The sequence below is a fragment of the Priestia sp. YIM B13489 genome (assembly GCF_042787645.1).
Lineage (GTDB): Bacteria > Bacillota > Bacilli > Bacillales > Bacillaceae_H > Priestia > Priestia megaterium.
In genome coordinates this window covers 2,461,615-2,475,529 of sequence record NZ_JBHZOQ010000053.1, presented here as the reverse complement: position 1 = coordinate 2,475,529, position 13,915 = coordinate 2,461,615, and the positions used below count along the sequence as shown (strand labels likewise).

General features: G+C 38.3%; 18 protein-coding genes. 4 read left to right on the top strand and 14 right to left on the bottom strand.

Annotation, left to right across the window (positions count from 1 at the left end; translation table 11 throughout):
* Positions 1–33: 33 nt before the first annotated feature.
* The 5 genes from ACFX4W_RS18420 to ACFX4W_RS18400 all read right to left on the bottom strand — a co-directional run bounded on the left by ACFX4W_RS18420 (position 34) and on the right by ACFX4W_RS18400 (position 5,714).
* Positions 34–1,932, bottom strand: coding sequence for an ABC-F family ATP-binding cassette domain-containing protein (locus tag ACFX4W_RS18420; RefSeq protein ID WP_162214095.1), 1,899 nt, complete (start codon positions 1,930–1,932; stop codon positions 34–36).
* On the bottom strand, positions 1,913–2,566 hold the full coding sequence (locus tag ACFX4W_RS18415) for an HD domain-containing protein (protein WP_043982025.1): 654 nt from the start codon (positions 2,564–2,566) through the stop codon (positions 1,913–1,915). The genes ACFX4W_RS18420 and ACFX4W_RS18415 overlap by 20 nt, the downstream gene beginning before the upstream one ends.
* Before the next feature lie 124 nt (positions 2,567–2,690).
* Complete coding sequence (locus ACFX4W_RS18410; RefSeq protein WP_237074831.1) at positions 2,691–3,167, bottom strand: glutathione peroxidase; 477 nt, start codon at positions 3,165–3,167, stop codon at positions 2,691–2,693.
* Positions 3,168–3,228: 61 nt separating this feature from the next.
* Complete coding sequence (locus ACFX4W_RS18405) at positions 3,229–3,747, bottom strand: hypothetical protein (protein WP_043982023.1); 519 nt, start codon at positions 3,745–3,747, stop codon at positions 3,229–3,231.
* A 278-nt stretch (positions 3,748–4,025) separates the two neighbouring features.
* On the bottom strand, positions 4,026–5,714 hold the full coding sequence (locus ACFX4W_RS18400) for a formate--tetrahydrofolate ligase (protein WP_043982021.1): 1,689 nt from the start codon (positions 5,712–5,714) through the stop codon (positions 4,026–4,028).
* Between the two features lie 351 nt (positions 5,715–6,065).
* Between ACFX4W_RS18400 and metA the strand changes: the two genes are divergently transcribed.
* A complete protein-coding gene (metA, locus tag ACFX4W_RS18395) occupies positions 6,066–6,977 on the top strand; it encodes a homoserine O-acetyltransferase MetA (protein WP_043982019.1) in 912 nt (303 codons plus the stop codon).
* 214 nt (positions 6,978–7,191) lie between these two features.
* Here the strand turns inward: metA and ACFX4W_RS18390 are convergent, their stop codons facing one another.
* A complete protein-coding gene (locus tag ACFX4W_RS18390; protein ID WP_377559884.1) occupies positions 7,192–7,716 on the bottom strand; it encodes a hypothetical protein in 525 nt (174 codons plus the stop codon).
* A gap of 22 nt (positions 7,717–7,738) precedes the next feature.
* Positions 7,739–7,906 (bottom strand): hypothetical protein, encoded by a 168-nt coding sequence (locus tag ACFX4W_RS18385; RefSeq protein ID WP_377559883.1) that lies wholly within the window; start codon positions 7,904–7,906, stop codon positions 7,739–7,741.
* 103 nt (positions 7,907–8,009) lie between these two features.
* Here ACFX4W_RS18385 and ACFX4W_RS18380 point away from each other — a divergent pair, with 103 nt between their 5' ends.
* Positions 8,010–8,255: a hypothetical protein gene (locus ACFX4W_RS18380; protein WP_237074829.1), complete on the top strand. Its 246-nt coding sequence runs from the start codon at positions 8,010–8,012 to the stop codon at positions 8,253–8,255.
* A 13-nt stretch (positions 8,256–8,268) separates the two neighbouring features.
* Here ACFX4W_RS18380 and ACFX4W_RS18375 read toward each other — a convergent pair whose 3' ends face one another.
* From ACFX4W_RS18375 to ACFX4W_RS18355, 5 genes are all read right to left on the bottom strand, one after another.
* Positions 8,269–8,463, bottom strand: coding sequence for a hypothetical protein (locus ACFX4W_RS18375; RefSeq protein WP_162214094.1), 195 nt, complete (start codon positions 8,461–8,463; stop codon positions 8,269–8,271).
* Between the two features lie 345 nt (positions 8,464–8,808).
* Entirely contained in the window at positions 8,809–9,060 is a 252-nt protein-coding gene (locus ACFX4W_RS18370; protein WP_034275938.1) for a hypothetical protein, read from the bottom strand.
* A gap of 21 nt (positions 9,061–9,081) precedes the next feature.
* The gene (locus ACFX4W_RS18365) at positions 9,082–9,324 is read right to left on the bottom strand and encodes a hypothetical protein (RefSeq protein ID WP_028408812.1); all 243 of its coding nucleotides are present in this window, start codon (positions 9,322–9,324) and stop codon (positions 9,082–9,084) included.
* A gap of 583 nt (positions 9,325–9,907) precedes the next feature.
* Positions 9,908–10,096: a hypothetical protein gene (locus ACFX4W_RS18360; protein WP_014460480.1), complete on the bottom strand. Its 189-nt coding sequence runs from the start codon at positions 10,094–10,096 to the stop codon at positions 9,908–9,910.
* 84 nt (positions 10,097–10,180) lie between these two features.
* Entirely contained in the window at positions 10,181–10,591 is a 411-nt protein-coding gene (locus tag ACFX4W_RS18355; RefSeq protein WP_028408813.1) for a hypothetical protein, read from the bottom strand.
* A gap of 160 nt (positions 10,592–10,751) precedes the next feature.
* Between ACFX4W_RS18355 and ACFX4W_RS18350 the strand changes: the two genes are divergently transcribed.
* Positions 10,752–11,483, top strand: coding sequence for a polysaccharide deacetylase family protein (locus ACFX4W_RS18350; protein WP_162214092.1), 732 nt, complete (start codon positions 10,752–10,754; stop codon positions 11,481–11,483).
* Between the two features lie 464 nt (positions 11,484–11,947).
* Positions 11,948–12,112: a hypothetical protein gene (locus ACFX4W_RS18345; RefSeq protein ID WP_013056680.1), complete on the top strand. Its 165-nt coding sequence runs from the start codon at positions 11,948–11,950 to the stop codon at positions 12,110–12,112.
* A 122-nt stretch (positions 12,113–12,234) separates the two neighbouring features.
* Here the strand turns inward: ACFX4W_RS18345 and ACFX4W_RS18340 are convergent, their stop codons facing one another.
* Positions 12,235–12,930, bottom strand: a complete 696-nt coding sequence (locus ACFX4W_RS18340) for a peptidoglycan-binding protein (protein ID WP_230185265.1) — start codon at positions 12,928–12,930, stop codon at positions 12,235–12,237.
* A gap of 122 nt (positions 12,931–13,052) precedes the next feature.
* Complete coding sequence (locus ACFX4W_RS18335) at positions 13,053–13,802, bottom strand: Cof-type HAD-IIB family hydrolase (RefSeq protein ID WP_280559503.1); 750 nt, start codon at positions 13,800–13,802, stop codon at positions 13,053–13,055.
* Positions 13,803–13,915 lie beyond the last annotated feature (113 nt).

Genomic DNA, 13,915 nt, shown 5'->3' with positions numbered 1-13,915 from the left:
AGCATGTGCCTTATACTCAGTCTAACGACTTGTTTACGCGTTTTCAATTTCTTCAATCAGCTCTGAAAGCTCTGCCCAGCGATCAAGCAGTGAACTTAATTCTTCGTTTGCTTTCTCTTGTTCTAACGATAGGTTATGCGCTTTTGTATAATCGCTGCCCACCTGTTCAATTTCACTTGTTAAGCGTTCAATTTCTTCTTCTTTTGCTGCAATATTATCTTCGATTTCTTCCCATTCTTTTTGTTCTTTATACGTTAAGCGACGCTTTTTCGTTTTCTCCGGCTGTTTTGGCTTTTCTTCTTTCACTTTAGCCTGCTGAACCATTGCCTGCTTCTTCTTCATCGCTTCTTCCAATTGATCTGTATAAGCGCCAAAATAAATCGAAATGTTTCCTTCTCCTTCAAAAACTAGTAAGTAATCTGCTACTTTATCTAAGAAATAGCGATCATGCGATACGGTGATCACAACACCTGGAAATTCTTCGAGATAGTCTTCAAGCACCGTTAGCGTTTGAGTATCCAAATCATTAGTCGGCTCATCTAGAAGCAAAACATTCGGCGATGTCATTAATAATTTCAACAAGTATAAACGACGGCGCTCTCCTCCGGACAACTTTTGAATGGGTGTTCCGTGCGTATGTGAAGGAAATAGAAATCTCTCAAGCATTTGCGAGGCAGAGATCATTTTCCCATCCGTCGTATGCACAACCTCTGCCGATTCTTTAATATAATCAAGCATGCGTTGATTCAAGTCCATATCATCGCTTTCTTGGGTATAGTAAGCAACTTTAACCGTTTGTCCTCTGTCAATTTCACCGCTGTCCGGCTCAATGCGTCCTGCAATCATATTCAACAGGGTAGACTTTCCGCTTCCATTTTTTCCGACAATTCCAATTCGATCTTGTTTTTTCACGATGTGCGTAAAGTCTGAAAGAATGATTTTATTTTCATACGTCTTAGACACATCTTTTAATTCAAACACTTTTTTCCCAAGGCGACTGCCTGCTAAACTTAAATCCAGTGATTCTTTTTCAGAGGAATCGATTTTCCCTTCTAATTCATCAAATCGCTGAATACGCGCTTTTTGCTTAGTCGTACGTGCTTTTGCTCCTCTGCGAATCCAAGCCAACTCATTGCGGTATAAGTTGCTTAATTTTGCTTGAGTTGCTTTTTCCTGATCTTCTCGAATCGCTTTTCCTTCTAGAAAAGCAGCATAGTTTCCTTTATAGCTATATAAATTTCCACCGTCTAATTCAAAAATTCGGTTTGTAACAGCATCCAAAAAATAGCGATCATGAGTAACAAGCAGCACGGCTCCTTGATACTTGGATAAATATTCTTCGAGCCATTTAACGGTCTCATAATCTAAGTGGTTAGTCGGCTCATCTAAGATCAGTAAATCAGGTGTTTGAATTAGACTTTGCGCAATGGAGACGCGCTTTTTCTGTCCACCTGAAAGCTCACCAATTTTTGCACTCATATTTGAAATTCCAAGCTTCGTTAAAATCGACTGTGCGTTAGAATTGGCTTCCCACGCGTTCATCGCATCCATTTTCTGTTGCAAATCATACAATGTTTGCTGATTTTTTTCGTTTGCAGAGTCTTGCTCTAACGCATACAGAGCTAGCTCATAGTTTTTTAATAAGTTAAGAAGAGGTGTATCTCCGCTGAAAACTTGCTCCAAAACCGTTAAGTCTTCATCAAAATCCGGATGCTGTGGTAAATATGTCACGCTGTAGTCTTTAGCATGAACAATATCTCCTTCGTCTCCGAGCTCTAAACCTGCGATAATTTTAAGAAGCGTTGATTTCCCTGTTCCGTTTACACCGATTAAGCCGATTCGCTCATTTTCCGTAATGGTAAATGTTAGTTGATGAAACAGCTCTTTTTCTCCATACGTTTTTGTTAAGTTTTCAACAGTCAGCATTTTCATAATGATAATTCCACTCTTTCTTAAATTGAACTAAAAATTCTTTCATATATGTATGTCGCTCTTGCGCTAGAGACCGTGCTGTTTGAGTATTCATTAACGCAGTGAGCTTTAATAACTTTTCATAAAAATGTGCAATAGCCGTTGATTTCCCGTGTCTGTATTCTTCTTCCGTCATCTCACTTCGTACAGCAATGTTTTCATCATACAAAGGCGTGCCTTTAGCACCTGCATACATAAACGTACGTGCGATACCAATTGCACCGATCGCATCTAAACGATCTGCATCTTGAACAATTTGACCTTCAAGCGTAGCCATAGCCGGACGGTTTCCGCCTTTAAATGACATCGTTTGTAAAATGTGAACGATATGCTTGCAGTTCTCTTCTTCTACCTGCTGACTCTTCAGCCACTCCCACACTTCTTCGTACGCCTTTTCAACATCTTCCACTAGCTTATCATCTACAACATCGTGTAAAAGCGCGGCTAGTTCGATAACTTCACGATTGCCGCCTTCTTTTTTATATAAAAGCACTGCATTTCGACGCACGCGATCGATATGCTGCCAGTCATGACCCGTTGTGTCATGCGCAAGCTTTGCTTGAACCCACTTTTCCGTTTCCACTATTTTATTCATTTGCTCACCTCAATTATATCCACCATTATTTTAGCACAAAGTGAGGCGCTCGTCTCACTGACAGCGGATCACCGGTTGAAAATCCTCGCTGAAAAATAAAAAACAGATGGAGATCCACCTGCTTTTACAGCAATTCTTTTATATCTTTTTGAATATCTTTTGGTGCAGTTTGAGGTGCGTATCGCTTCACGACTTCACCTTGACGATTCACTAAAAACTTTGTGAAATTCCACTTTATCCCTTTGGAACCTAGTAGACCCGGTGCTTGTTCTGTTAAGTATGTAAATAACGGGTGTGCATGCGCCCCTTTTACATCTACTTTTGCAAACATCGGAAACGAAACGCCATAGTTTAACTCACAAAATTGTTCAATATCATTTGAACTTCCTGGCTCTTGACCGCCGAACTGATTGCAAGGAAAACCTAGAACCGTTAGGCCGTTTTCTTTTTCTTCTTCGTACAGCGCCTGCAAATCTTTATATTGAGGGGTGAAGCCGCACTTGCTAGCTGTATTCACAATCAACAGCACGTCACCTTGATAGTTAGATAGCGATACGTCTTCGTCTTTAATTGTTTTTGCCGAGTATTCATACACGCTCATCAAAACGCCTCCTTTTCCCTATTGTAATTCACTTTATTTCGGAAGTACAACTGAAACGCTCTTATGATTTGTCATAAAGAACCTTTAACTGATCAGTCGTTTGCAGCATGTAATCAATCATCTCGATTAAATCTCCTACTTGGTCTTCGTAAATAAATCGGTTAAAGGTTACCTCAATATTGTTTTCGTATTCGCTGCCTCCGACTTCATGAGTAATACGCTGCTTCACAACTCTTGTTGTTCCCCAGATCCGCTCACACATTTCCTGTATATTTTGAAATTCAGCTTCTTCAAACGGTTTTTGTTTTTTTAGCTGAAAATCAATATAAACTGTACACCCTGGTTTTTCTACACGGGAAGGCGTTAATTCGGCATGAATGTTGTCTAAGTCGGTTGATAAAGTTAGCGACGCGGTACAGCAAAAATGCTGTTGAAAAGAAATGCGGTACGTTCGAGTAAACTGAGCTAAGTCTACAAAATCTTCGCGATTCGTAACAGATACTTGCCCAGACAAGTCAAGATCATAGATCTCTCCTTCTACGACAACTTTTAAATTATCAAATACAATTGGATCAAACATTTCAACTACTTCCTTTTTTATAAAATACGAACAGTCAGCTCTTCTTCTTTCTTGCCAAATTAATTCATAACATACCTGTTATTTTGTTTTATCTTGCAAGAAAGAGATTGAGACCCAACTAAGTCCACCCAATCTATATCTAGAAGCCACTACACCCATGAAACTTCTTTTTACCATAACTATGAAAAAATCCGAACGAGTTTGATTCTTCATCAAGAATCTTGCTTCATCGTTCGGATTTCCCTTCAAATAAAATACTCTTACCCTAGCCTCTTCTCTTAAAAAATCCCTAGTGCATGTCCATTCTCGTCAATATCCATATTGAGCGCAGCAGGTTTTTTTGGAAGGCCAGGCATTGTCATAATTGAACCTGTTAGCGCCACGAGAAACCCAGCTCCGAGTGAAGGACGGAATTCCCTTACCGTAATCTTAAAATCAGTTGGTCGCCCAAGCTTCGTCTGATCATCACTTAACGAATACTGCGTTTTGGCCATACAGATCGGCAGATGATCCCAACCATTTGCTTCAAATTGCTGTATTTGCTTTAACGCTTTTGGAGCAAAATCTACGCCTTGTGCTCCGTATACGGTTTTAGCAATAGCTTCTACTTTTTCTGGAATCGAAGCCGACACATCGTAAAGAGGAGAAAACTGACTTTCTGTCTCGTTCATGACTTCAAGAATTTTTTCAGCAAGCATGACGCCGCCTTCTCCGCCTTTTTCCCATACTTCTGTTAAAGCAACTGGAACATTCTTTGAATCACACCAATTCATAAGTGCTTCTACTTCACCTTTTGAGTCCGTCACAAAACGGTTCACGGCTACAACGTAAGGAACGCCGAATGCCTGAATCGTTTCAATATGCTTTTCCAGATTTTCAATTCCCGCTTCTAAAGCCTCAATGTTTTCTTCATTTAAACCCTCTTTAGGAACGCCCCCATGCATTTTCAAAGCGCGAATTGTTGCAACGATTACCACCGTTTCTGGTTTAATATCTGCCATACGAGCTTTAATATTCAGGAATTTTTCTGCGCCTAAATCTGCCCCGAATCCCGCTTCTGTTACTACATAGTCGCCTAGTTTTGCAGCCATTTTTGTGGCAATGACGCTATTGCAGCCGTGGGCAATATTAGCAAAAGGACCTCCGTGAATGAGGGCTGGAGTATGTTCCAACGTCTGTACAAGGTTTGGTTTAATCGCATCTTTTAAAAGAAGAGTAAGCGCTCCTTGTGCACCTAAGTCTGCAACCGTTACAGGCTCATTGTCCATGTTATAAGCTACCACAATAGATGCTAAGCGACGCTTCAAGTCTTGTAAATCTGACGCTAAGCAGAAAATAGCCATAATTTCTGATGCCACCGTAATATCAAATCCATCTTCTCGAGGAACACCCTGCATCGGACCACCTAATCCAATGACGACCTGACGCAGCGCGCGGTCATTTAAATCTACCACTCGTTTCCACGTGATTTTACGTGTATCAATACGCAATTCATTTCCTTGATGTATATGGTTATCTAAAATAGCTGCCAGCGCGTTGTTAGCTGTTGTAATGGCATGCAGGTCTCCAGTAAAGTGTAAGTTAATATCCTCCATTGGAAGCACTTGAGCATAACCGCCGCCAGCGGCACCTCCTTTAATTCCCATTACCGGACCAAGAGATGGTTCACGCATGGCGACAATCGCTTTTTTACCTAATCTATGTAATGCCTGAGCTAAGCCAACCGTCACTGTCGACTTCCCTTCTCCTGCTGGAGTTGGATTAATAGCTGTAACTAAAATCACTTTTCCATCTTGTTTTGTGTGTAAACGTTCCATAACGGACAAAGAAAGCTTGGCTTTATAATGTCCGTACGGCTCTAGCTCGGCTTCTAAAATATCCAGGTGCTCGGCAATCTCTTTAATCGGTTTAATCGTTGCCTCTTGTGCAATTTGCAAATCACTTTTTATTTGCTTCTTAGTTGTCATATAAAAACCCCTTTTCTGCTGAAAATTCTTTTTAAACACTTCATCAAAAAAGGATAAAATCCATTTTCTGGGGGAGATATGAAGTTTAATAAATACAAGAACGACTGTGCTATAAATTTTACTGAGTTTCAGTCAAGCTAAAAAAGCATAGCAACGCTCCAGTTTAACCTTATTGTACCATTTCATTTTAGCCATTACGCATATTAATGCTCTTTTTTTTCAAAATTCAATTGCTTAATATTCTGTATATTCCTATAATAGTATATTGTACATAAATGTTGGACCTCATCTTCACGTGAGAAAGAACATTTATACGCGTCATTACTTCGAAATCGAATAGGAGGAATTTTATTGCCTATTAATATTCCACGTGATCTTCCGGCAAAAGAAATTTTAGAAAAAGAGAGAATTTTCATCATGGACGACGTGCGCGCGGTTAACCAAGAAATTCGCCCGCTTAATATTGTTATCCTAAACTTAATGCCGGAAAAAGAAAAAGCTGAAACGCAATTATTACGTTTACTCGGGAACTCACCGCTGCAAGTGCATATTACACTTCTTTATACGGCAAGCCATAAAGCAAAAACAACGAGTAAAAATCACCTAGATCAGTTTTATAAAACGTTTGAACAAATTAAAGAACGAAAATATGACGGAATGATTATTACAGGGGCACCTGTAGAACATATACCATTTGAAGAAGTAAACTACTGGAAAGAGCTTCAAGAAATTATGGATTGGTGTAAAACAAATGTGACTTCTACCCTTCATATCTGTTGGGGAGCTCAAGCCGGCCTTTATCATCACTTTGGCATTGACAAGCGACCTCTTTCTGATAAATGCACGGGTGTATTTACGCATGTGGTATCGAGTGAAGAACCGATTAAGCTGCTGCGAGGATTTGATGATGTCTTTTATTCTCCTCATTCTCGTCACACCGACGTCGACATGAATGAAGTAAAAAACCATCCTGGCCTTGAGCTTCTTTCCTACTCTGAAGAAGCTGGTGTTTATATGGCTATGTCTAAAGACGAAAAGTTTGTTTTCGTTACAGGTCACCCAGAGTACGACGTTCAAACGCTACAGGAAGAATTTCTTCGAGATACAGAAAGAGGGCTAGAGCCAAAGCTTCCGGAACACTATTTCCCAAACAATGATCCTGACAAAAACCCTTTAAAAACATGGCGTTCTCATGCCAACCTGCTGTTTATGAATTGGTTGAACTATTATGTTTACCAAGAGACTCCATATCTGTGGGAATGAAAGAACCGATCTGTCCCAGTGTTCAATTAAAGTTACGCATGCTCTTTTTGTGTTAAAACTGCAGCAAATGAGAAATAAAATAGAAAACCTGCTGCTCGTTTAGAGAAGCAGGTTTTCTATTACTAATTCTTCTTTATTCCGCAATTAAAGCTTTCTTTCAAAAATTCAGCATCAACAACACTGCTTTTGAGATCCAACACTCACATACTATTGCTCATTCTCCCTTTTCATCTTCATTTAGTTTTGTTTCATCCATTTCCTTCTTTTGTTCTTCTACCATTGTGTCCAGCCACTGGGGCGGCTTGCCGTCTTGGCTTTCATTGTATACTTCCGATATATCTTTTTCTTCCAAAGAGGATAAGATGTCATGAATGTCATTTTGATTGCCTAAAATATTACCGAATCCTTGACTCACTTTTTTATGACTTCTGAAGTTTGTGGGAAAGTTATTACCAAAATTTACAGCTGAAGCATCTTCAATTGTGCCAATGTGGATGTCACCTATGCTAAAAGTTAATTCTAGAGCTTGATCAGGCTCCCTCATTTCTTCCGTATGGGTTAGTGTATAAGGGACACTTCTTTCATTAATTTTAACTGATATTTCAGAAGGACCCTTTTCTTTAATATTCTGACTACCCGATTTTCGATTGACATCAGATTCATTTGTTGTTTTTTTACCTTTGTTTCCCGGCGCTTGATATTGATTCGTTTGCGAAGGAAAAGTATTACCAATATTCAAAGTTCCACTGAGTTCCTTTACATCAATATGCTCTAAATAATAAGACAGTTCGTCCAAGTTTAGTTTGAACGTTCTCTATATCTAAATGAAAAGAATGAACCGTTTTTTTTGAAAGTTCATTCATGTTTTTTTCTAAATCTGTAAGCCTTTTTTCAATGTTTTGGAGTATATTCAGCACCTTTTCATCCATAGAGTTTGACCCCTTATTTGATTTAACACTTTTAGCCCATCTACAACATATAATAGTGTATTAGATGACTTCTATTAATGTCTCATATGTATCGGGAGGAATTATGAAAATACATCTTCGTTCTCCTCAGATCGTTTTTGATGATCTCACCGTAAATTCGGTTAAAAACAACGCAGGAGTTTTTATAGGTAAGAATGTGCAACAAAATTGGGGAACTACAATCAGCAGCAGTAATTCAGGTTTTGGAACAATTTTGGGAGATGATAATCAACTATCCTATAACACACATCTTGTTCTTGGTGAAGATGATGTAAATGATTCTTTTGAACAGGTCAGAAAGGAGGATTGACTCTACGTTTTTATTAATCATTCTTTTTAGGGATTTTCGCAATGGTGGTATTATTTAAAATTTTATTAGAATCACCAACTACTTTTCCGAAACCATCAGAAATTCGACTTTTATGATTCCACTTATATTGAATATTAACGCCGTAAAATAGGCCTGAACTATTTTGAATTTTGTTTACTTTAATCGAATGATAGTGAATATTAGCCATGGACAACACCTCACAGACAGAAGTTTGCTTCATCACATTCAATATAAAACTGAAAATACATTATCTTATGTTTAAATTCTTATCTGTTCACCTCAAATTGAACGTCTCTTTAACCATTTGAGCTTTTACGTCTTTTCTATGATACTTACTCCGTTTACGATAAAAGTATTCCTGTCATTACCTTTTAGTCTATGTTAATAGCTGCGATTACACCCTAAAATAAGCTAGCAAAAAACCATCTGTATAAAAGATGGCTTAACTCTATTACTAATCTATTCTCGCCACTCTGACAGAATAATTAATAGAGTGCTTAATTGGGTATTTGCAGAACCCGTTTTTCCTCATTTAACTTTGTGTAACAGGGGCGTTGTTGACATCTATATTTTCGGAAAAATAGGAATCAACGACATCATTATCGTTAATGATATTTACAATTTGAGAGGCAAAGTTGTTATAGCCGATTATTTCACCAAACCCCGTATTACTTTTCCAATTTACTTGCCAATCTGATTGAGTATTTTCCCCTGTGAAAATACCAGAATTAGTAGAAATATACGTAACATTAAGATTAGTAAATTTTATAATCAACTTTTTCAACTTCTTTCATCTTCTTTTTCCCTAGAATTGAGAAACGGGCTGAGGATTAATATTTTCCGGCTGGGTAATTGGAATGTCACAAACATCTTGATCATTGATGATATTCGTACTGCCCAGTATAGCTGAATTTACAGAAAATCCGTTTCCTAAGTTAAATTTACCTTGGGAATTCCAATCTGGCTGGCTATTTTGACCCGAAGCAATTACTGAATTGGAAACCATACTTACCACATTTATTTGGTTGAAAATGACGGAAACAGGCATTAGTCAATTCCTCCGTTTTCTAAAATTTTAATGTAGTATATGCTTCCTTCTAAAGTATGGTTCAATCGATTTTCTGCAATCAAAAAATGTTAGTTAGGTCTTACAGCTATTCATTTTATCTATTCTTCTTATAAATCATTTTACACTGCCCTTAATCAGCAAGCCTGAAGGGAGGAAATTATTGATTATCCTTAATAAAGAAAAATATTTAGTTATCTTTGTGCACAGCTATGTTTTTCTTTTCAATTTGCATTTAGAATATAGTTTTATCAAATAAATAAAGAGATTGAGACATAACGAAATCAATCTACAGACAAACAAACGGGATAAATGGTCTAGTATGGATCGCTTGTTTCACCGGTATTGATTTCGACGCAAGACGTCGCTTTCCGCGGACGGCCGATGAGCTTCCTCGCCACTTTTGCTCCTGCAGGGTCTCACCTCTTCCGCTTTTCCTCCAGAACTCTTCACCTTAGAAGCACCTACATACAGCCTACGTTCACCCTACCAATGAAAAAATCCGAACGTGTTTGATTCTTGATGGAGAATCAAACACGTTCGGATTTTCTTGTCCCAGCTTTTTTTAAAGTTCTTTAATATATTCAATGACCGAATCTGGAAATTCGTTTCGAATTCCGCAATTCCCACAATAAAATCCGCTATATTCGTCTGTCGCAACGTACTGTCTTAAAAGAAACAATGTTAACCTGTTTGGGAGACCGCATTCTGTGCAAAACGCCAGGTATTTGCTGCGCTGTCTGTTTGCTGACATACGTTTCATCCTTTCGATTAACTATAGAAAGCGTTTTCTTATTTATATGGAGCTTTCTTATTAGTTTATGACAGCAATTACGGTCTACCTCCAATTATTGTCGCGACGAGAAGGGCGGAATAAACGCAGAATTAAATTAATTATAAGCACAATAGCTAAAATGTTAATTAACAACCCAAAAATCCCGCCCAGTGCACCCATATGACCAAGCAAACCCCCAAATAACATCCCTGCCAGGCCGCCATAAAGCAGTCCACGGGCGAATCCTCCTCGTTTTGAACGGGTAACTCCTCGATTTACAGTTCCATTTCTGCGGTTTGAAAAATTAGACCTCGGCTCATTTTGTCTAACGCTTGGCTGTCTATTAAAGGACCGCTTCCCCGAACGATACGACCTTGCACTTACGTTATAGTCATCATGATAGGAAATATATTCAGCTAAGGGAGATAAACTTAGCGAAAAAATCAATGCTACGGCAATCATTATTTTTTTCATCTGCTTTTTCCTTTCTTCACCTAATAGTAACTGTTTATTATAGTACGCTGTTTCATGCATATCATACGCTTTGACACAAAAGGGAAATTCAGCTTCATACAAAATTTTTAATCGGGTATCATAACGTTATACTTTGCCCTAGAAAGGAGCGTGCATGTACATGATACGAAGAATTAGCATACTGCTTTTTACACTGTGTTTCTTATTTAATGGAGCCCTTCCTGCACTATGTAAAGCGGAACAAGTAAAAAATGTAGCTGTGCGTGACCGTTTGCTTTATCAAGGTAATAACCAACTAAAGCAAACCGCCCTAACATTTGATGATGGACCGGATCCGCGCTTTACTCCACATGTATTGGATCAATTGAAAAAGCATGGTATTAAAGCAACCTTTTTTCTTATTGGGGCAAAAGCTCACGAACACCCTGAGCTGGTGAAAAGAATGGTAGCCGAAGGTCATGCTGTTGGGATTCATACCTATTGGCACCCCAATTTACTAAAGGAATCTACTGAAAAGTTTCACTGGGAAATTGCCAAAACTCAGGCTATTATTAAAAACATTACCGGTTTTGAAACACAGCTGTTTCGTCCTCCATATGGAAATTTAACGAAAGAAATGATCAACGAGCTGCCAAATGAAAATGTCTATGCGATTAACTGGTCTTCTGATTCATTAGACTGGAAGCAAATCCCAGAAACAGAAATCACCAATAATGTATTTAAGAACATGCATGCCGGAACAATTGTTTTGATGCACGACGGCGGCCATTGGACCATGGACCTTTCTAACACCGCAAAGTCACTGGATACCATCATTCCTAGACTTAAGCAAGAAGGATATCATTTTGTGACCGTCCCTGAACTTTTGCACATCCCTTATCCAAAAAATTAAGCTCCAAAGAGTTTCTGATTTAGAAACTCTTTGGAGCTTTACGATTTCCCTTGATAGAAAGTAAATATGCCTCTCCTACAAAAAGAGCGTGTCAAAAGATCTAATTCAAATCCATCTTAACACTCAAAAATATGCCTTATTTCTTCAAAACATTATCATACTAAAGATACAAAAAGAGACATTCTTTTTTTGTTCCATCCCTCTACAATAGAGGGAATTTACGGATAACCTCTAAAATAGGTTTTAAGTTGCATGATTAGGAGTAAATATTACTATAACTACTCTCATATTTTTAGACAAGCTGCATATATATAAAATGAGAGAGTCGAACGCATTCCACATATCCCTAAATTTCTTCTTCCCACAAAAAAATTGACGAACTTTTTTTGTCAACAGGTGCGTATAGATATGATAGAATTCCTATATAATGACCTGGATTCATTTCTAAACAAGGAGTTTTGACTATGATTAATGAACAAGAGACGTTGTTATTTATTAAAGAACTTGGCCGCTTGTTGAAAGACTATCAAAACTGTTCAAACGCCTCTGTAAAAAGTGAAATATATAAAGATATCGTGTTGTTGAGCAATGTTATCCAGTTAGATCACGTGAACGTTTCTTACGCTTAGAAAATCCTTTTTATTTCTTTATAAATTTCAGTTTTTCTACTATAACTACAGAAAAGGAAGAAAGGAGACGATTTCCATCCATCTCCTTTCTTCCTTTTCTCGTTATCGGTTTTTATGGTTATTTAGAACATAGTTTTATTAAAATTATTGTAGAGTTTTTCGAGTGTTTTCGGTCCAACTATTCCATCTACCTGCAGATAAAGTGCTTGTTGAAAAGCTTTTACCGCTTTGAAAGTGGAAGACCCGAATATACCGTCTGCGCCTCCAAAAAGAGAATAACCTAAGTGAATAAGCATACGCTGAATTAACTGTACGTGATTTCCTCGATCTCCGTATTTAATTAACATGCTTGAAGCCTTTGGCGTCTGTTTTTTAGGTCCTTTTCCACTTCGAAGCTCCGACAAAGATAAACCGAATGTATATTGAAAATGAGGGTAATCTTTTAAGCTTGTCCAATCTCCTCCCCATTCCAACCCAATCCTTTTTCCTATCTCTCCCGCTTTGTTCCATCTTCGATCAATGGTCCAGTCAACTTTTCCGTCGTTATCAAGCAGCGCAATGTCAAAAGCTAGTCCATAGTTATGATAAGAATACCCGCCTTTGGCATTAGTCACAATACTTCCTGGTGTTGTTCGGCCTTGTGAATATAGTTTGTGCTGATGCTCTATCGATCTAAATCCTTCAGTGATACTAACAAATATGCTTTCTTTATATGCTTGCCCAATGAGCTCGTACGCTTTTTCCTGCACTATTTCATGTACATCTTGCAACTTATTTTCTGCTTTTTGTAACAGCTTGTCTAATGATAAATCACTCATACTCCCCACTCCTTAACTAGATGGCTTCTCCTTATATATACGTATAAGACGAACTCTAAGGGAGGCATCCAGTATCAGTTTATGCGGGAAGCAGTTAAGTTGTGCAACATGGAGAGCTGCTGTTATTTCAGCACCCAGTGGCTGATAGCCTTCGCTACTCCGTTATTGACATTTGTATCTGTCACCCAGTCCGCTGCTTCTTTTACAGCTTCCTGAGCATTTCCCATGGCGATTCCACACCCTGCCGCTTCAATCATAGCCATATCATTTAAGCTGTCTCCCATGGCAATGACTTCATCCATTGAAATGCCCAAACGTTCACATACGGTCATGATCCCTTTTGCTTTGTTAATACCAAGTGCATTAATTTCTAGATTCGTTAAACTAGAGTTGCTAATTTCAAAATCTGAAATGCTTGCTATTTGTTTCAGCACTTCTTCTCGTAAAACATCATCTGGAATATCGTAGCCAAACTTCAGCCATTCCTGTGAGGCAATATCTTCTGGAAATTCGTCTCTCCATACTTTATCCGTAGTCACCGCCCAAAAGTTAAGCTTATGCTCTTGCGTTAAATTCCACATCTTCTCGATATAAGCAGCATCAATTAACTTTCGTTCTACAAGCTCTCCAGATTCATCCCAAATTTCACTTCCGTTTACTGTAATAAGGTAAGAAGATAGCTGAAGAGACTGCGCATATTCACGGCATGTTAAAAGAGATCGCCCTGTGCTTAGCACCACATGAACACCTTGTTCTTGAGCTTTAGCAATGGCCTCACGATTTTCTTTAGAAATTTCTTGCTGATTGTTCAGCAGCGTTCCATCCATATCTAGTGCAATCAGTTTAAATTCTTTTTTTTCATTTGTTTGCATCTTTCTCTCTCCTTCTCTTCAATAGTAGGTACGACATTACGCTGAGCATTTGACTTATACTATGTAACTCTTATTATAACTGTAGCACAGGAGCATTTCGCTCTGCATCAGAT